This window comes from Citrobacter sp. R56 (assembly GCF_016811995.1).
Taxonomy (GTDB): domain Bacteria; phylum Pseudomonadota; class Gammaproteobacteria; order Enterobacterales; family Enterobacteriaceae; genus Citrobacter_D; species Citrobacter_D enshiensis.
Map to the genome: position 1 here is coordinate 2,395,757 of NZ_CP069159.1, position 18,764 is coordinate 2,414,520.

Genomic DNA, 18,764 nt, shown 5'->3' on the forward strand with positions numbered 1-18,764 from the left:
AACAAAACGTCTCAGAATTTAAAATAATTATTGGCATTATCGTGGCAAATATTTCTAATCATTCGCGTCAGGATTTGTTGGTTATTCGGCACCTCACCTTTTTCGACCCATCCGCCGATAAGATTGCAGAGTATTCTGCGAAAATAGTCGTGCCGGGTATAGGAAACAAAACTACGTGAGTCCGTCAACATACCGATGAAATGCATCAGTAATCCCTGATCGGCCAGGCTATTTAACTGATTCTCCATCCCGCGTCGCGTATCATTAAACCACCAACCGGAACCAAACTGCATTGGCGAATTAACGCCGTATTCCGCACTCTGGAAATTAGCGATAGTCGTCGCAACCACATCGTTATAGGTCGCATTGAGGTTATAAAGGATCGTTTTCGGCAACGCGTTTGCCTTTGCCATTGCATCCAGCAACTGATTGAGAGATGACGCCAGAGAAGACTGATCGTTAATCGAATCAAAACCCGTATTAATGCCCAATTGCTGACGCTTTTGACTGTTATTATTACGGATCGCACCAAAGTGAATCTGCATCCCCCAGTCTCTGGCCTTGTAGTGCCCGGCAAGCATGACAAAAATCGCGCTATTGAGCTGCGCTTCTTCTGCCCCCGTCAGGAGCACGCCTCCCGCCTTCCGTGAAAAAAGGAGATTCACATGTTCCGGTTCACTTGCCTGATAATCAATACTGACCGGACCATGATCGGAAATACGACAGCCGTTCACATGAAACCAGTCAATACGTTTGCCAATGGCCTCGGCAAAACTTCCGAACGAGTCTATCCCAACATCCGTAAGATGAGAAAGTTGCGTAATAAAATGTGCAAACTCAATTGCGTTTTCATTAAACACATCATCCGGGCGAAATGTCGGTAGAACCTTAATAGAAAAGGTTTTATCCTGTTTTAATAATCGATGATACTCGAGAGAATCCAGCGGCGCATCGGTTGTACAAATAGCCTCTACGTTTGAATACTCCATTAAATAACGTGGTTTAAAATTGTTTTGTTTAATAACCCGATTACAATGTTCCATCACTTCACGCCAGTTCTGGCTATCGAGGTTCACATTGCAGTCAAAATATTTACTCAGTTCCAGATGAGTCCAGTGATAAAGTGGATTACCAAAAGCAGCTTCTACTGTTTCGGCCCATGCCTGGAATTTCTCTTCAGCACTTGCATCACCGGTAATAAAACGCTCATCTATGCCATTTGCCCGCATCGCACGCCATTTATAATGGTCGCCAGCAAGCCAAAGCTGGGTAATATCTTCAACGCTTTTATTTTCGTAAATATCTTTTGCTTCAAGATGGCAATGATAATCGATGATCGGCAGATCTTTTGCGACGTCTTGATACAACCGAGCACCGACTTCATTGTCGATCATAAAGCGATCATTAATGAAGTCCATGTTTAATATCCTGTATTAACTAATTCGCTTAAATTACCAGTTCCACAAAGTGCCATCTTCCAGACGTGCTACAGGCAAATAGGCCGGTTCGTAGGGATATTTCGCCGCCAGTTTTTCATCAAACTCAATACCCAGACCCGGTTTATCGCCAGGGTGCATATAACCGTTGTCAAACGTCCAGTTATGCGGGAAAACTTCCAGCATTTGCTCGGAATATCCCATGTATTCCTGAACCCCGAAATTCGGCACCCACAGGTCAAAGTGCAGCGCAGCTGCCATACAAACCGGTGAGAGATCGGATGGACCATGTGAACCGGTACGAACCTGATACAGTGAGGCAAAATCAGCAATACGCCGCATGCCAGTAATGCCGCCCGCGTGTGTAATCGTGGTGCGAATGTAGTCGATCAGTTGCTCTTCAATCAGCTGCTTACAATCCCAGATGCTGTTAAAGACTTCGCCGACCGCGATAGGCGTGACCGTATGCTGGCGGATCAGGCGGAAACATTCCTGGTTCTCCGCAGGTGTGGGATCTTCCATCCAGAACAGGCGGTGATCTTCAATGCTCTTACCAAAACGCGCCGCTTCGATGGGCGTCAGGCGGTGATGCATGTCGTGCAGTAAGTGCTCATCAAAACCAAATTTGCTGCGCACGGCTTCAAACAGTTTGGGGGTAAAGTCGAGGTATTTCTCAGTTGACCACAGTTGCTCTTCCGGCCACTGCCCTTTTGTCGCAGGCTCGTAAGCCAGCCCTTTCCCCTTCGCCATGCCGTAGGTGGTTTTCATACCCGGTACACCGCACTGCACGCGGATCGCTTTAAACCCCATCTCTTTATGACGCGCATAATCTTCCAGCACATCGTCGACCGTATGACCGGTAGTGTGGCAATACACCATCACGCCTTCTCGAGAAGCACCTCCCAGTAACTGATACAGCGGCATGTTGGCGGCTTTCGCTTTGATGTCCCACAGCGCCATATCAACAGCAGAGATGGCCGACATCGTGACCGGGCCACGACGCCAGTAGGCGCCTTTGTAAAAGAACTGCCAGATATCTTCGATGCGGTGCGCGTCACGGCCAATCAGTTGAGGGCAAAGATGATCTTTCAGATACGATGCGACCGACAACTCACGGCCATTCAGCGTGGCGTCGCCAAGACCGGTAATACCGTCTTCCGTCGTAATCTTCAGCGTAACAAAGTTACGTCCCGGACAGGTGACAAAGACTTCAGCCCCTACAATCTTCATTTTTATTCCTTACATCTCTTGTGTGATGCAGGGAATTTACCGGACTGAGCTACTACCATACAAGTATAGCGATCAAAAAATCGCTCATTCGTCACAAAATGGGACGCTTAAACGCGCCCCCAGCCTGCCACGATGATCAACATGCCACAGAGCGCGACCGCTGCGCCTGACCAGTCATAGACACTGAGCTTTACGCCGTCGACAAAACGCAGCCACAGCAAGGCCGTGCAAACATAGACACCGCCATAGGCCGCATAGACTCGTCCGCTGGCCGCCGGATGCAATGTCAGCAACCAGACAAACAGCGCCAGTGAAACGCCCGCCGGGACCAGCAACCAGGCCGTTGCGCCCCGCTTAAGCCAGAGCCAGGGTAAAAAGCAGCCGATAATTTCGCAGAGCGCGGTGACAAAAAAGAGTAGCGTGATTTTTAACATTATGGATATTGAGTGACCGTTGATTTAACCATGATACGTCAGAATATCCTCAGCGTATCCATGCCCTTAAGGCGGGTATGCCCTGCGCGCCGAAATAGTGTAGAATTTGGACGCATTAATTTGCTTTTAGCCCATTCATTTAAAGGAACTGACAATGAACAAAACACTTAGCAAACGCCTGTGCCTGACGGCAATGCTTACGCTGGGTGCCGTCATGTACACCACTTGTGCAATGGCAGAAACCAGCAAACTGGTGATTGAATCCGGTGACAGCGCACAAAGCCGTCAGCAGGCCGCGATGGAAAAAGAGCAGTGGAACGACACGCGTAAGCTGCGCAATAAAGTGAATACACGCACAGAAAAAGAGTGGGACAAAGCTGACGCGGCGTTTGATAAGCGCGATAAATGTGAACAAAGCGCGAATATCAACGCGTACTGGGAACCGAATACCCTTCGCTGCCTGGATCGTCGCACCGGTCGCACTGTTGCACCTTAAATAAAAGTTCACGAAGGAATGTAAGGATATCGTATGACAAGCGCCCAGAGTGTCAAACTACGCCCGCTTGAGCGCGAAGATTTACGCTTTGTACACCAGCTCGATAATAACGCCAGCGTGATGCGTTATTGGTTTGAAGAACCCTATGAAGCCTTTGTCGAGCTGTCAGATCTGTATGACAAACACATTCATGACCAGAGCGAGCGCCGCTTTGTCGTGGAATGCAACGGCGAGAAAGTCGGTCTGGTTGAACTGGTCGAAATTAACCATGTGCATCGCCGGGCCGAATTCCAGATCATTATTTCTCCGGATTATCAGGGGAAAGGTCTGGCCTCTCGCGCAGCAAAACTGGCGATGGATTACGGTTTTACCGTGCTCAACCTCTACAAGCTGTACTTGATCGTCGATAAAGAAAACGAGAAAGCGATTCACATCTATCGCAAATTAGGATTTATGATAGAAGGTGAATTAATTCATGAGTTTTTTATCAACGGCGAATACCGCAATACCATTCGGATGTGTATCTTCCAGCAGCAGTATTTGGCGCAACACAAAACGCCAACGTCTAACCTGCTAAAACCCACCGCGCAGTAAACTGCGGTTTAGTAATACTCAATGGTATTTTTAATGGTGTAACTCCGTTCAACTGCTGGTTTAGCGCTTTCATCGACAATAATAAGCTGGCAGTTGACCGGGTTGGCGTGGGCGTCATATTCGCAGGTTTGCTTCACATTCCCCACGGGCCGGTCGTTAAGCAGAGTCACGGCGGTATAATCCATTTTTTTTAGCGGGTCCGCAGACGGTTTAGAATTGACCGACAATTTATTGTCTTTGGTGACCGTGGTCTTACCCAACGGATATCCATCGGCGTCGTAGCGGTACTGTACGTTCATCTCTTTACCCGCTGCGCTAACGACGAAACCGTTATCATCGGTATCCCAGACAACCCCTGCCGAAGGCAATTCCGCCAGTTGGCATTTCCCCTGCAAGCGCACCCTTTTTTCCAGCGTTTCGGCATCTCGATAAAAATTGGCGTCAAGCACTAATGCCAGGCCGGTATTGTTTTCCACATCGTGAAGTTCAAGCGTATCAAAGCAGCCTTCCTGCGATAACGTGCCGCTGACCCGTTTCGCCACTTCGCCTTTATCATTCATTAACGTCTGGCTGAAATCTTTGACCGGGCCACGTAACGGATCAAAATCAAATTCATTGGAAAAGCTGGCCATTTCCGGCGTGTACGAAACCAGACTTGTTGCGTTGTCACATCCAGCAAGCATCACACACAGAAAACTCAGGAGCGCCTTGTTCGTCACATTATTCACCGCGTTACAGGGAAGATTCTCAATCATATTAGCAAATACAGAGGGTTACACCATAGTTTTGTCCACAAAGAAAAGGCCCACGCCGAAGAATGGGCCCTCTACACGATGATGAATGATGATCATCGTACAGGTCTTTTTTGCATTATGGCGAGTCAGTACAGCCGCCCTCTTTATGCCTGGCCCAGTCGACCATTCCCTGGAAGTCAACAATGACCACCGGTTCATCCCCCACCACCCAGGCATCGTGGCCGGGGGGAATGCGTGACAAATTACCGGGCAGACAATCGAATTCAGAACCATCGTCCATTTTTACCCGCAGCACCCCGGCAACGTGATACTGAAAATGAGGTGCTTCACAACTCTTCGTTCCCGCGATGGGCTGCACGGAGGTCGACCATCGCCAACCTAGCTCCAGCACCGCACGACCGACTATCGCTCCCCCGATATTCAGGAGTTCCAGTCGTCCATTCGGAAACTCGCGAACTTCGTCTGGCGTACCGAATGATTTCACTTCTGCTATGTCCATTGCGCACCTCCTTAGATTGAATACGCGCATGGTCGCTCTCAAAGTATACCAACGGCGGTTGTTTTTTGTTCGCGATCAGGGCAACTCGTCGCAATAAGTCTGGGGGCACACGGGCGGTATCGTTTTGGCGATATTTGGGGAAGCGGCGTTATTTTTAAGAACCTTCAATGGGTTGCGTTCAAATGCAGAGGGGTATACTACAAATGCTATGCTTTATTTATCGTTTTCTACAGAAGGAGTGAATGATGAACCTAACCAGAGGAATTGCCGTCTTATTACTGGTGACCGCGTCCCCGTGGGTCATGGCTGCACCGGAATCGTGCGAAAGAGTCAAAAGCGATATTGAGCAGCGGATCATCAACAACGGGGTGGCAGAATCGAGTTTTACCTTAAACATCGTGCCGAACGATCAGGCCGATCAGCCTGATTCGCAGGTTGTGGGGCATTGTGCAAACGACACCCACAAAATCCTCTATACCCGTACAAGTAGCGGAAACGCCCCTGCAAATAGCACTCCTGCTCAGGATGGGCACACCGTCGAACCGCAGTGATCCCCCTTTCGCCCTCCGCTCCCGGAGGGCATCCCTTATATTGACGTGGATTAATACCCCTTCATTACACAAGGGTAAACTCATTGCATCATTAGCAGGGTACTAATTCCCATATAAAACAATTTATATAACGATTGCGATAATGGAGTGAGTGATGTCCAGAGTTGAGCAACATGGAGGCATTAGCCGCAGAACGTTGGTGAAATCCACAGCCATTGGCTCACTGGCGCTCGCCGCAGGTGGCCTCTCTTTACCCTTCGGAGTTCGTACTGCGGCGGCAGCTGTGCAAAAAGCAATGCAGCCGGAGGACGATAAAGTCGTCTGGGGCGCCTGCTCAGTTAACTGCGGCAGTCGTTGCGCTCTGCGCCTTCACGTCAGGGACAATGAAGTCTGGCGGGTTGAAACCGACAACACGGGCGACGACATTTACGGCGATCATCAGGTACGCGCCTGTTTGCGCGGACGCTCTATTCGTCGACGTATTAATCACCCGGACCGCCTCAATTACCCAATGAAACGCGTGGGCAAACGAGGTGAAGGAAAGTTTGAGCGGATCAGTTGGCAAGAGGCGCTTGATACTATTAGCCATAGCCTCAAAAACACCGTAGACAAATACGGTAATGAGGCCGTGTATATCAATTACTCCTCCGGCATCGTCGGCGGCAATATTACACGCTCCTCGCCTTATGCCTCGCTGGTGGCCCGCCTGATGAACTGTTATGGCGGTTTTCTCAGCCACTATGGCACTTACAGCACGGCGCAAATCGCCGCTGCCATGCCTTATACCTACGGTTCAAATGACGGCAACAGTACCTCAGATATTGAAAACACCAAACTGGTGGTGATGTTTGGCAATAACCCTGCTGAAACCCGGATGAGCGGCGGCGGTGTTACCTATTTCCTTGAACAAGCCAGGGAACGCTCGAATGCCAGGATGATCGTCATTGATCCCCGTTACACCGATACCGCAGCGGGTCGTGAAGATGAGTGGATCCCCATCCGGCCGGGTACAGACGCGGCGCTGGTTGCGGGAATCGCCTGGGTGTTGATCACTGAAAATCTTGTCGATCAGCCTTTTCTCGACACCTGTTGCGTCGGCTACGATGAAAAAACACTCCCCGCTGACGCGCCAGCCAACGGGCATTACAAAGCCTACATTCTGGGTCAGGGGGAAGACGCCACCGCCAAAACGCCACAGTGGGCATCGCACATTACCGGCATCCCGGTCGATCGCATTGTGAAACTCGCCCGTGAAATTGGCACCGCCAAACCGGCCTATATTTGCCAGGGATGGGGGCCACAGCGCCAGGCGAATGGCGAGTTAACCTCACGCGCGATTGCCATGCTGCCGATTCTGACCGGCAACGTGGGGATCCACGGGGGCAACAGCGGTGCGCGCGAATCCACGTACACCATCACGATTGAGCGCATGCCGCTGCCGAAAAATCCGGTTAAAACGCAAATTTCCTGTTTTAGCTGGACAGACGCCATCGTCCGCGGCCCGGAGATGACGGCCATACGTGATGGCGTTCGTGGTAAAGATAAGCTGGACGTGCCGATTAAATTTATCTGGAACTATGCCGGCAACACCATCACCAACCAACACTCGGATATCAATAAAACGCACGAGATTTTGCAGGATGAATCGAAATGCGAAATGATCGTCGTGATCGAAAACTTCATGACCTCTTCGGCAAAGTATGCCGATATCCTGCTACCCGACCTGATGACCGTCGAGCAGGAAGATATTATTCCCAACGAATCGGCCGGGAATATGGGGTATTTAATTTTTATCCAGCCGACCACTGCGCCTAAATTTGAACGTAAGCCGATTTACTGGATTATGAGCGAAGTGGCAAAACGCCTTGGCCCGGATATTCACCAGCGGTTCACCGAAGGACGGACACAGGAGCAGTGGCTGCACTATTTGTATGCCAAAATGCTGGAAAAAGATCCGGCACTTCCCGCCTATGACGACTTAAGGAAAATGGGCATTTATAAACGTAAAGACCCGAATGGTCATTACGTCGCCTATAAAAAATTCCGCGAAGATCCACTGGCGAACCCGCTCAAAACCCCGTCGGGAAAAATCGAAATCTACTCCAGCAGGCTGGCAACCATTGCTAACACCTGGGAGCTGGAAAAAGGCGATGTCATCAGCCCTCTGCCGATTTATGCCTCCACGTTCGAGGGGTGGGACGACCCTAAACGGAGCATATTCCCACTTCAACTCTTTGGTTTTCATTATAAATCCAGAACGCACTCCAGCTACGGAAACATTGACGTTCTGAAAGCAGCCTGCCGACAAGAGGTCTGGATCAATCCGATAGACGCCCAAAAACGCGGCATCGCCAACGGCGATATGGTGCGCGTATTTAATGACCGTGGTGAACTTCGTATTCCCGCGAAGGTTACGCCGCGCATTCTGCCTGGCGTAAGCGCCATGGGCCAGGGTGCCTGGCATGACGCCGATATGTCAGGCGATAAAGTTGACCATGGCGCTTGTGTCAACACGCTGACCACGCACCGCCCTTCACCGCTGGCAAAAGGGAATCCACAGCACACCAATCTGGTGGAAATCGAGAAAGTCTGAGCCCTGTCACTGCGTCGCCGCTGGCGTTTCAGCGGCGCGTTTGGTTTCTGTCGGGGGCAAATTCTGGTCGTGGCGGGCGATTCCCGCTAAAATGCTGCAAAACCCTGGCTAAACTGCGGTTACTGGCCCACACGATTCAGGATGCCCGGTATGGCAGTTACAGGTTAATAAACTCGTGCGGGAAACTCGCACCTTTCAGGATATTTTTGCATGACCTCATTTTCACAATCTAACGAATTCTCGATGGCGGCGCGGGTGCTTGGTGCCCTGTTTTACTACGCCCCCGAAAGTAGCGAAGCCACCCCGCTGGTCCACGCATTAACCACTGAGAGCTGGCAGGCGCAGTGGCCGCTTTCGCAGACGCTGCTAACGCCGCTGGTGACCTCTTTTCAGGCTGAGTGCGATGAATCGCTGTCTGAGGCCTGGCAGAGATTATTCGTTGGTCCGTGGGCGCTGCCTTCACCGCCCTGGGGTTCCGTCTGGTTAGACAGAGAAAGCGTGCTTTTTGGCGACTCCACGCTGGCGTTACGCCAGTGGATGCGAGACAACGGCATCCAGTTTGAGATGCAGCAAAATGAACCCGAAGATCATTTTGGCTCCCTTCTGCTGCTGGCCGCATGGCTCGCTGAGAATGACCGCCACACGGAATGCGAACAGCTTCTGGCCTGGCATCTGCTGCCCTGGTCGAGCCGTTTTCTGGAAGTTTTCATTGAGAATGCCAACCATCCATTTTACCAGGCATTAGGCGAACTGGCGCAGCATACGTTAGCCAGTTGGCAGTCACAGTTGTTGATCCCCGTCGCGGTAAAACCGCTGTTCCGGTAAATTTGCCAGGAAACGGGCTGGGCGTCGCGAACGCTTATCGTCTCTATGGGTCGGTAAGCGTTAACGTCCTCCGCTAACCACGGAAATCGACACGGACGGTTTTGCTTCTTTTCGCATTTCACCGCAAACTACCGTTATCAAAATCACATCACACTGCGATTATTCATGCATCGTTTACATGCTTACCCCGATCTTCGCACCCTGTTTCGCCGTTTATGGCTTGCCGCATTAATGGGAATTTTTGCCGCGCTGGCGGTGAGCGGATTTCGCCATGCGATGCTGCTCCTCGAAAAGCTATTTTTGAGTAATGACACCGGGAGTCTGGTCAATGCGGCAGCCGGGCTGTCGCCGCTAAGGCGTTTACTCACCCCAGCCCTCGGTGGGTTCGTTGCCGGAGCCCTGCTATGGGGCTGGCAAAAAATGAACCAGCAACGCCCACATGCGCCTACCGATTACATGGAAGCCCTGCAGACGGATGACACCTTTGATTACCGCTCCAGCCTGGTGAAATCGCTGGCGTCGTTGCTGGTGGTTGCCACGGGGAGCGCCATTGGTCGTGAAGGTGCCATGGTGCTGCTGGCTGCGCTGGCCGCCTCTGCCTTTGCGCAACGTTTTGCCCCCCGTAAGGAGTGGAAACTCTGGATTGCCTGCGGTGCCGCAGCGGGTATGTCGAGCGCTTATCATGCACCGCTGGCCGGAAGTCTGTTCATCGCGGAGGTTCTCTTCGGCACATTAATGCTGGCGTCACTGGGACCGGTCGTGATCTCCGCCGTTGTCGCGTTGCTAACCACCCACGTACTCAATGACAACAGCGCGCTGCTTTATACGGTTCACCTGTCACTCGACCTACATGTGCGGGAGTACGCCCTGATTATCAGTATGGGGCTGGTCGCCGGTCTCTGCGGTCCGTTGCTGACGTGGTCAATGACGGCGGCTCACAATGTTTTTTTACGGCTTCAGCTAACGCCGCCCTGGCAACTGGCGTTGGGGGGACTGGCGGTCGGATTACTTTCTCTGTTGACGCCAACCGTCTGGGGAAATGGCTATAGCGTAGTGCAATCCTTTTTGTTATCCCCACCGCTGCTTTCCGTGATTGCCGGGATCTTCATCTGTAAATTGTTGGCCGTGCTTGCCAGTAGCGGTTCCGGCGCACCTGGCGGCGTGTTTACCCCCACCCTGTTCGTCGGTCTGTCAATCGGTATGCTGTTTGGTCGTTTGTGGGGGATCTGGCTTCCGGGCCCGGATGAAATAGCGATTCTGCTGGGATTAACGGGGATGGCGACGCTACTGGCGGCCACTACGCATGCGCCAATAATGTCTACGCTGATGATTTGTGAAATGACCGGGGAATATCGTTTACTCCCCGGACTGCTGATGGCTTGCGTAATCGCGTCGGTATTATCGCGAACGTTACGCCACGACTCTATCTACCGACAGCACGCTGCCAAGCATTGACATGCGGATGTACTGCCCTAGTTCACGCTGCTCTGCGCGAGGAAGATACGGCAGTTCGCCAATCAAAGGCGCAGGGATTTTTTTACCGAGCACATCAATGATCCCTGCATAATGCGCAAGACCTGGGTTGATACGGTTTGCGACCCATCCCATTAAAGGCAGCCCATCATTGGCAATGGCCTGGGCCGTCAACAGCGCATGGTTGATGCAGCCTTCCTGGATCCCCACCACCATCAGTACCGGGAGTTGCTCCTGCACGACCCACTCGGATAATGGACGAAGGTCGTTCATCAGACTCCGCCACCCGCCAGTGCCTTCCACAACAACGTGATCCACCTTTTCGCTCAGACTCGCCAACCCATTGGACAGCAAGGTGTAATTGACAGGACCACTGTGCGCCACGCTACTTTCATCTTCGTTTAACGCAATCGGGTTGATGGCCTCATAAGGCAATTCAATAGAAGAGACACTCTGCAGCACCAGCGCATCTTTGTTGCGCAACCCTTCGGGGGTCTCTTTGCTTCCTTTGGCGACCGGTTTGTAACCCGCGACAGTTTTACCCCCTGACGCTAACGCTTGTAGTAATGCGCGGGAAACCACTGTCTTCCCAACAGAAGTGTCTGTACCTGTAATAAAGAAACGCTTCAGCATCACTAACTCCACCGTTATGCTTCAAAAATATAAGCCAGGAAAATAATACAGTGGAGAAAGTCTAAGGTATGACAAGGGGAATCGGCTTGAGATAGCGCAATTTTTCTTACGACAGTGAAAAAATGTTAACCCTGTAATAGACGAATCAACAAAGAGCCGTTATACATCGCGTCTTTTACCAGCGCCGCGCCCGCCATCGTTCCCTGATTTGAAAACTGCGTGCTCTCCACGACAATGTTCTTACTGTAGGCCGGGAGCGCTTGCTGGCGAATGCTGTCGGCAATGGCGGGGAAAAGAATATCCGCCGCTTTGCTTAATGGAGAACCGATCAGGATTTTTTGCGGGTTAAATAAATTCACCATGATGGCCAGAATACGCCCCACATGGCTTCCGACGCCGCTGATGATGTCCTTCGCCAGTAAATCCCCTTCGAGGGCGGCCTGACACAGCGAATCCACCGTTAATGGCTGACCGTGCAACGTAGAACTCATCGACTGATTGAGGCGTAATTGCGCCAGTTCGAGGACGCTGTCCACGCTGGCAATGGTTTCCAGACAGCCGTGATTACCGCAATAGCAGCGTTTACCGTAGGGATCCACCTGCGTATGACCGATCTCAACCAGGCTACTGCTCCCCGCATGCAGCAAATGACCATCGGTGATGACGCCCGCCCCCACGTTGTGATCAATCACCACCTGAATAACATCGCGCGCGCCGCGTGATGCACCGAACAGCGCCTCGGCCATCGTCCATGCGCTGATATCATGCTGAATATAGACTGGCACACCGGTATGCTGTACCAGCGTTTCACCCAGCGCCATCTCTTTGACGTCATCATAAAACGGCATACGGTGGACGATGCCATTCTCAGTATCAATAATGCCTGGCATGGTGACGGCGATAGAGGTTAACCGCTCAAGTTGCTGTTGATGACGGATAAAAAACTGATCGACCAGCGTGATGATACGATCAAGCAGCGGAAGGTCGGCAACAAGTGGAAGTTCAAGACACTCCTCCACAACCAGCTTGCTACTCAGATCGCGCAAGGCGAGGAAAATCTCTCCGCGACTGATGCGGATAGACAGGTAGTGCCAGGCTTCGGTTTCCACCATCAACCCAACAGCAGGACGACCACGGCTACCCGCTTCTTTGATCTCCAGCTCCTGCACTAAATGCGCTTCAAGCATTTCGCGGACAATTTTTGTAATACTGGCAGGCGCCAATTGCGCAAGGCGAGAAAGATCAATACGCGATACCGGTCCGAGCTGATCAATCAGGCGATACACCGCGCCCGCGTTGGTCTGCTTGATTTGATCGATATGCCCAGGCTGACTATCAGCAACCACCTCTGACTCCCTTTATTTTCGCGCTCCGAAATAATCTGTAGGCTATGGTGAAGGACTTCAACACTTGCCGTCAAATTTTTGCGTAGCCGTGTGATTTACCGCACGTTTTTACCGCTTTTTAAACTAAATTAAGCACGACTTACTGCGGATAACAACTGATGACGAAACCGTTGCGCGGCATGACTTTGCTCATGGTGTTTCGGCCAGACCAGCCACATTTCCGACACAGCATCGGCTTCAGCGATCGGTATCCAGCACATTTCCTCAATCTGCACGCGTTTAAAGGAGGCGGGCAGAATCGAAACGCCCAGCCCCGCCGCCACCAGCCCAATGATAGTCATGGCCTCCCCAACCTCCTGGGTGATGACCGGCGTCAGGTTATAGCGACGCATCAGCCCGAGGATATCGTCATACAGACCTGTCCCGACGTGGGGATCAAAAAAGACAAACGGCTCTTTCGCCAACTCAACCAACGTCACCATCGGTTTTTGCGCCAGACGATGCTCGCGCGGGATCATCGCCATCAACGGTTCATGCAATATCACCTCCCGGTTCAGCGTATCCGGAAGCAGCGTATTGCGCAGCAATCCCATATCCAGCGCCCCCTCACTCAACGGCGCAATCTGCTCACGGGTATTCATTTCGCGGGTCTGCATGTGTACATCAGGAAATTCCAGGCGAAACCCGGAAAGGGTATCGGAGACCGCCTTAATAAAGGGCGCAGAGGAGGTGAAACCGATGCGTAATTCGCCCGCTTCTCCCTGATGCAGACGCTCCGCCCGCGCCGCAGCCTCATTGACCAGCCCCAAAATTTGCCGACTGTCGGCCAAAAACTGCCGCCCGGCGGCCGTCAACGCCACGCTGCGATTGGTTCGCGCCAACAGCCGTGCCCCAACCTGCTGCTCAAGGATCTGAATTTGCTGGCTCAGCGGCGGTTGCGAAATATTAAGACGGGCGGCGGCACGACCAAAATGCAGTTCTTCCGCAACCGCCACAAAATAGCGTAAGTGACGCAACTCAATATTCATATTTTAAAAGTATTATTTGAGATTATTAATATATTAGACAGAATATTTTGATTTTCCTACTCTTAAGTCTGATTCTTCAGCCGTTATAGTTACAGCCCGTCTGGATAGGGGATGGACACATTCCCAGGCCCAAATGGCGCGAAAAATGGCGTAAGGAGTCAGTTTTACAGGTGGTCATGCCCGTCACCTCAACTACGGGGATGCTAAGCAAGGATTTCACGTGAGCCGTACTACTATTGTCGATACCGCCCCGGCAAGCGATGTTGATGAACAGATTATTTCCCAGCCAAATCAATTTATAAAACGCGGCACCGCCCCGTTTATGCGCGTCACACTGGCGCTTTTTTCTGCCGGACTGGCGACTTTCGCCCTGCTCTATTGCGTACAGCCAATTTTGCCTGTGCTGTCCCATGAGTTTGGCGTATCGCCCGCCAACAGCAGTATCTCACTTTCCATCTCGACCGCCATGCTGGCCGTTGGTTTGCTGTTTACCGGCCCACTTTCCGATGCCATCGGCCGCAAACCGGTGATGGTGACCGCTCTGCTTCTCGCCTCCTGCTGTACGTTACTGTCAACCATGATGACCAGCTGGCATGGCATTCTGATCATGCGGGCATTGATTGGGTTGTCGCTAAGCGGCGTTGCGGCGGTGGGAATGACCTACCTGAGTGAAGAAATTCACCCCAGTTTTGTGGCGTTTTCTATGGGGTTGTACATTAGTGGCAACTCCATTGGTGGAATGAGCGGACGCCTGATCAGCGGGGTCTTTACCGATTTTTTCAACTGGCGAATTGCGCTGGCGGCGATTGGCTGTTTTGCGCTCGCCTCGGCATTAATGTTCTGGAAAATATTGCCGGAGTCCCGTCATTTCCGTCCCACCTCGCTACGACCTAAAACGCTGTTTATCAACTTTCGTCTGCACTGGCGTGACCGGGGTTTACCGTTACTGTTCGCCGAAGGCTTTTTGTTGATGGGGTCATTCGTCACTCTGTTTAACTATATCGGCTACCGGTTGATGCTCTCGCCCTGGGAACTGAGCCAGGCCGTTGTCGGGCTGCTTTCCGTTGCTTACCTCACAGGGACCTGGAGCTCGCCAAAAGCCGGTGCCATGACTACCCGCTATGGTCGCGGGCCGGTGATGCTATTTTCGACGGGTGTGATGCTGGTGGGTCTGTTAATGACACTGTTCAGCGCTTTATGGTTGATCTTTGCCGGTATGCTGCTTTTTTCTGCCGGTTTTTTTGCCGCGCACTCTGTCGCGAGCAGTTGGATTGGCCCTCGCGCGCGGCGGGCGAAAGGTCAGGCATCGTCGCTTTATCTCTTTAGCTACTACGTAGGTTCTAGCGTTGCCGGGACGCTCGGCGGCATATTCTGGCATGACTACGGCTGGAACGGCGTTGGCGGGTTTATTGCGCTAATGCTGGTGCTGGCGATTCTGGTCGGCGCGCGCTTACACCATCGATTACACGCCTGAAGATAAGAAACCCGGGCATCGCGCCATGTGTAAAACGCTATGCCCGGGTATTCTTCCTGTCTCGACTAACAACCAACTACCACATTCCCAGGATGGAGGATGCCCCCACCATTTCCCTGATGGCGTCCAGTGCCAGAAGAGCAAATACAACCCAAATGATCGGATTCATAATGCTGTATGTGTTTGTTTTTATTTTCGAGGGGCGATTCTACCGCTTCGCAGACTAAAAAAATGTACCGCTAAGCAAAACGCCCTATTATGGTAGGAGTCATGACCCGCACACTCCGCCGAAGAGGATACATGGACAATAAAAACTATCAACAACTCACCCGCACCTTTTTGCGTTTATCCCGTTTTTCCCATCTCTCTGCCATCGCCAGTTGGGATATGTTTGCCATGATGCCTCCCGGAGGAAGCCGCGCCAGAGGCGAAGCGCTGGCAGAGCTGAGCGTTCTGGAGCATCAAATCATTACCGACCCCACCGTGGCACAGTGGATTGCCGCTGCCGGGCAAGAGGATCTCGACGAGATTGAACACGCAAACCTTCGCGAAATGACACGCCTGCATCATCAGGCTTCACTGCTGCCAGAGTCGCTGGTAGAGGCCAAATCTCTGGCGGGAAGCCGCTGTGAACATGCCTGGCGCAGCCAGCGTCCGGCAAATGACTGGCAAGGCTTTTCAGAAAATCTCAAAGAGGTGGTGAAATACAGCCGTGAAGAGGCGCGCTTACGCGCGCAAGCCAAAGGCTGCACACCCTACGATGCGCTATTGGATGTCTTTGAACCGGATATGACCAGCGCGCAACTGGATGTGCTGTTTGCGGATGTGAAAAGCTGGCTTCCCGACCTGCTGAATAAGGCAGTTGCCAAACAGTCTCAGCGCCCACTAGTTGCGCCGGTTGGGCCATTCCCAACGTCGGTTCAGCGCGAACTGGGACTGGAAACCATGGCGTTGCTGGGTTTTGATTTCAACGGCGGACGTCTGGACATTAGCGCCCATCCTTTCTGCGGCGGCGTACCGGAAGATGTGCGGATCACTACGCGTTACGATGAAAACGAACTCCTCAGCGCACTATTTGGCGTCATCCACGAGACAGGACACGCGCGCTACGAGCAAAACCTGCCGCGTAACTGGCCCGGACAGCCCATCGCGCTCGCACGCTCTACCGCTATCCATGAGTCCCAGAGCCTGTTTTTTGAAATGCAGTTGGGTCGCAGTCAGGGATTCCTGAAGCAGTTGATCCCAATGGTTAAACGCCACTTTGGCGATCAAGCCGCCTTTGATGAGGCGAACTTTATGGCCTGGAATCAGCAGGTGAAGCCTGGATTCATCCGCGTGGATGCCGATGAAGTCAGCTACCCTGCGCATGTGATTTTACGCTATGAAATTGAGCGGGCGCTGATCAACGGCGACATCGACGTTGACGACATACCGGCGCTGTGGAATGAGAAAATGCAGGCCTGGCTGGGACTGTCGACCGACGGTAATTACCGCGACGGGTGCATGCAGGATATTCACTGGACCGATGGCGGATTTGGCTACTTCCCGTCCTATACGCTGGGCGCGATGTATGCCGCGCAGCTGTTCAGCGCCGCAAGCCGGGCGTTACCGAATCTGAACGCACACATCGCCGAAGGCGACTTCACCGCCCTGTTCGACTGGCTGCGGCAAAACATCTGGCAACACGGGAGCCGGTACACCACCGCGCAGCTCATTACCCAGGCAACCGGAGAACCCCTCAGTAGCCGGTACTTCCGCGAACACCTTGAATCGCGTTATTTGTCATTGCCTCGCTAAACCAGATTGCCCGATAGCGCAGGCTTATCGGGCTTCTCTACCGCTTATTCCCCATCTCGTACATATCGTTACACGCCGATACCAATGACTCACGGAAGCCCTGAATTTACAGCGATATAGTTATTTCAACGGCCCCGCAGTGGGGTTGAATGAAAAACCAAATCGAGGGTATTAAAATGAAAAAAGTATTAGCTCTGGTTGTTGCCGCTGCTATGGGTCTGTCTTCCGCTGCATTTGCTGCCGAAACCGCAACATCCACTACCGCTCCAGCGGTCACCAAATCGGCTTCCGCGACCACCACGCATCACAAAAAACATCACAAAGCCGCTACCCAAAAAGCGCCAGAACAGAAAGCGCAGGCCGCTAAAAAGCACACCAAAAAGTCTGCAACCAAACCGACGGTAGAACAGAAAGCCCCTGAGCAAAAAGCGCAGGCGGCTAAAAAACACACCAAAAAACCGGTAAAACACGAAGCGACTAAACCAGCAGCTCAACCGGCTGCTTAAGACGCCCCCAGGTTCAATGGCGCTCCCCCGCGCCATGACACACGGCGCTAAATTGTTCTGATTTAGCGCCGTCCTTTTGGAGGGTGCCAGGATGCCTCGTTACCGATTTGAGTTCATTCTTATCGCACTTATTTTATGTGCGCTTATCGCCACCCACTTTTATCTTTCCTGATGTAGTTATCTGATTTTACTCCCACTTTTCTGCCGTCCCGTCTATAGTATTTACTGAGGGTTTGCTTTTAATAATCATAATTACCCACACAGAGTGTGATATGCAGAAAACCATTGCTGTATTACTGGCTTCAGTTTGTCTTTCTCCTGTCGTGACTCATGCGGATGAGGTTGATACGACTGCCACGGATACCAGTGAAGTCAAAACACTATTTTTTGGTCAGGATGATCGCGTACAGGTCGCTGACCCAACCCAACCGCCCTGGGATGCGATTGGGCAACTGGAGACCGCCAGCGGTAACCTCTGCACCGCTACGCTCATCTCACCGCATCTGGCACTGACGGCGGGACACTGTTTGCTGATCCCACCGAAAGGTAAGCCGGATAAAGCCGTCGCCTTACGTTTTGTGTCGAAAAAGGGACTCTGGCGCTACGAAATTCACGGGATTGAAGGACGGGTCGATCCCTCACTGGGTAAGCGTCTGAAACCGGACGGCGACGGCTGGATTGTTCCCCCTGCCGCAGCATCCTGGGACTTCGGTCTGGTGGTGTTACGCTACCCGCCTTCCGGCATTACGCCACTGCCCTTATTTGAAGGTGATAAAGCGGCGTTAACCGCAGCGCTTAAAACCACCGAACGTAAAGTGACGCAGTCGGGATATCCGGAAGATCATATTGACGCGCTGTATACACACCAGGATTGTCTGGTCACCGGTTGGGCGCAAACGTCGGTCCTCTCTCACCAGTGCGACACGTTGCCTGGCGACAGCGGATCGCCACTGATGCTGAAGACCGATACGGGCTGGCAGTTGATTGGCGTGCAAAGCTCCGCCCCGGCGGCCAAAGATCGCTGGCGGGCAGATAACCGCGCGCTCTCCGTCACGGGGTTTCGTGACAAACTGGACGCGCTGGCCCAGCAATAA

At 52.3% G+C, this 18,764-nt stretch carries 20 protein-coding genes; 11 read left to right on the forward strand and 9 right to left on the reverse strand.

What is annotated here, in order from left to right:
- Positions 1 to 11: 11 nt before the first annotated feature.
- From uxaC to JM656_RS11405, 3 genes are all read right to left on the reverse strand, one after another.
- Positions 12 to 1,418, reverse strand: coding sequence for a glucuronate isomerase (gene uxaC, locus JM656_RS11395; protein WP_203357890.1), 1,407 nt, complete (start codon positions 1,416 to 1,418; stop codon positions 12 to 14).
- Between the two features lie 33 nt (positions 1,419 to 1,451).
- Positions 1,452 to 2,666, reverse strand: a complete 1,215-nt coding sequence (rspA, locus tag JM656_RS11400; RefSeq protein ID WP_203357891.1) for a starvation-sensing protein RspA — start codon at positions 2,664 to 2,666, stop codon at positions 1,452 to 1,454.
- Between the two features lie 107 nt (positions 2,667 to 2,773).
- Positions 2,774 to 3,100 (reverse strand): YnfA family protein, encoded by a 327-nt coding sequence (locus tag JM656_RS11405; protein WP_203357892.1) that lies wholly within the window; start codon positions 3,098 to 3,100, stop codon positions 2,774 to 2,776.
- Positions 3,101 to 3,254: 154 nt separating this feature from the next.
- On the opposite strand from JM656_RS11405, the gene JM656_RS11410 reads away from it, so the two are divergent.
- Positions 3,255 to 3,596, forward strand: a complete 342-nt coding sequence (locus tag JM656_RS11410; protein WP_192612160.1) for a DUF1283 family protein — start codon at positions 3,255 to 3,257, stop codon at positions 3,594 to 3,596.
- 33 nt (positions 3,597 to 3,629) lie between these two features.
- Positions 3,630 to 4,190, forward strand: a complete 561-nt coding sequence (gene speG / locus JM656_RS11415; RefSeq protein ID WP_203357893.1) for a spermidine N1-acetyltransferase — start codon at positions 3,630 to 3,632, stop codon at positions 4,188 to 4,190.
- A gap of 8 nt (positions 4,191 to 4,198) precedes the next feature.
- Here the strand turns inward: speG and JM656_RS11420 are convergent, their stop codons facing one another.
- Positions 4,199 to 4,873 (reverse strand): YnfC family lipoprotein, encoded by a 675-nt coding sequence (locus tag JM656_RS11420; protein WP_238929243.1) that lies wholly within the window; start codon positions 4,871 to 4,873, stop codon positions 4,199 to 4,201.
- A gap of 187 nt (positions 4,874 to 5,060) precedes the next feature.
- Positions 5,061 to 5,444: a cupin domain-containing protein gene (locus tag JM656_RS11425; RefSeq protein WP_203357895.1), complete on the reverse strand. Its 384-nt coding sequence runs from the start codon at positions 5,442 to 5,444 to the stop codon at positions 5,061 to 5,063.
- A 245-nt stretch (positions 5,445 to 5,689) separates the two neighbouring features.
- Here JM656_RS11425 and JM656_RS11430 point away from each other — a divergent pair, with 245 nt between their 5' ends.
- The 4 genes from JM656_RS11430 to clcB all read left to right on the forward strand — a co-directional run bounded on the left by JM656_RS11430 (position 5,690) and on the right by clcB (position 10,868).
- A complete protein-coding gene (locus tag JM656_RS11430; RefSeq protein WP_370552334.1) occupies positions 5,690 to 5,995 on the forward strand; it encodes a DUF1161 domain-containing protein in 306 nt (101 codons plus the stop codon).
- 154 nt (positions 5,996 to 6,149) lie between these two features.
- Positions 6,150 to 8,588 (forward strand): selenate/tellurate reductase subunit YnfE, encoded by a 2,439-nt coding sequence (gene ynfE, locus JM656_RS11435; RefSeq protein ID WP_203357897.1) that lies wholly within the window; start codon positions 6,150 to 6,152, stop codon positions 8,586 to 8,588.
- A gap of 210 nt (positions 8,589 to 8,798) precedes the next feature.
- On the forward strand, positions 8,799 to 9,413 hold the full coding sequence (gene dmsD / locus JM656_RS11440) for a Tat proofreading chaperone DmsD (RefSeq protein WP_203357898.1): 615 nt from the start codon (positions 8,799 to 8,801) through the stop codon (positions 9,411 to 9,413).
- Between the two features lie 165 nt (positions 9,414 to 9,578).
- Positions 9,579 to 10,868: a voltage-gated ClC-type chloride channel ClcB gene (clcB, locus tag JM656_RS11445; RefSeq protein WP_203357899.1), complete on the forward strand. Its 1,290-nt coding sequence runs from the start codon at positions 9,579 to 9,581 to the stop codon at positions 10,866 to 10,868.
- Here clcB and bioD read toward each other — a convergent pair.
- From bioD to JM656_RS11460, 3 genes are all read right to left on the reverse strand, one after another.
- Entirely contained in the window at positions 10,824 to 11,519 is a 696-nt protein-coding gene (bioD, locus tag JM656_RS11450) for a dethiobiotin synthase (protein ID WP_203357900.1), read from the reverse strand. The genes clcB and bioD overlap by 45 nt on opposite strands.
- A gap of 125 nt (positions 11,520 to 11,644) precedes the next feature.
- Positions 11,645 to 12,865, reverse strand: coding sequence for a sugar metabolism global transcriptional regulator Mlc (mlc, locus tag JM656_RS11455; RefSeq protein ID WP_203357901.1), 1,221 nt, complete (start codon positions 12,863 to 12,865; stop codon positions 11,645 to 11,647).
- Positions 12,866 to 12,993: 128 nt separating this feature from the next.
- Positions 12,994 to 13,893: a LysR family transcriptional regulator gene (locus JM656_RS11460; protein ID WP_203357902.1), complete on the reverse strand. Its 900-nt coding sequence runs from the start codon at positions 13,891 to 13,893 to the stop codon at positions 12,994 to 12,996.
- A 220-nt stretch (positions 13,894 to 14,113) separates the two neighbouring features.
- Between JM656_RS11460 and JM656_RS11465 the strand changes: the two genes are divergently transcribed.
- Complete coding sequence (locus JM656_RS11465; protein WP_203357903.1) at positions 14,114 to 15,367, forward strand: MFS transporter; 1,254 nt, start codon at positions 14,114 to 14,116, stop codon at positions 15,365 to 15,367.
- 76 nt (positions 15,368 to 15,443) lie between these two features.
- On the opposite strand, the gene JM656_RS22515 is transcribed toward JM656_RS11465, so the two are convergent.
- Entirely contained in the window at positions 15,444 to 15,536 is a 93-nt protein-coding gene (locus JM656_RS22515) for a KPN_01571 family protein (protein ID WP_370552269.1), read from the reverse strand.
- Positions 15,537 to 15,667: 131 nt separating this feature from the next.
- Here JM656_RS22515 and JM656_RS11470 point away from each other — a divergent pair, with 131 nt between their 5' ends.
- From JM656_RS11470 to JM656_RS11480, 4 genes are all read left to right on the forward strand, one after another.
- Positions 15,668 to 17,164: a carboxypeptidase M32 gene (locus tag JM656_RS11470; protein ID WP_203357904.1), complete on the forward strand. Its 1,497-nt coding sequence runs from the start codon at positions 15,668 to 15,670 to the stop codon at positions 17,162 to 17,164.
- 176 nt (positions 17,165 to 17,340) lie between these two features.
- Positions 17,341 to 17,670, forward strand: coding sequence for an acid resistance repetitive basic protein Asr (gene asr, locus JM656_RS11475; RefSeq protein ID WP_203357905.1), 330 nt, complete (start codon positions 17,341 to 17,343; stop codon positions 17,668 to 17,670).
- A 91-nt stretch (positions 17,671 to 17,761) separates the two neighbouring features.
- Positions 17,762 to 17,842, forward strand: coding sequence for a hypothetical protein (locus tag JM656_RS22520; RefSeq protein WP_192614343.1), 81 nt, complete (start codon positions 17,762 to 17,764; stop codon positions 17,840 to 17,842).
- 100 nt (positions 17,843 to 17,942) lie between these two features.
- Positions 17,943 to 18,764 carry a serine protease gene (locus JM656_RS11480; RefSeq protein WP_203357906.1) on the forward strand — a complete coding sequence of 274 codons (822 nt, stop codon included), beginning with the start codon at positions 17,943 to 17,945 and terminating at the stop codon, positions 18,762 to 18,764.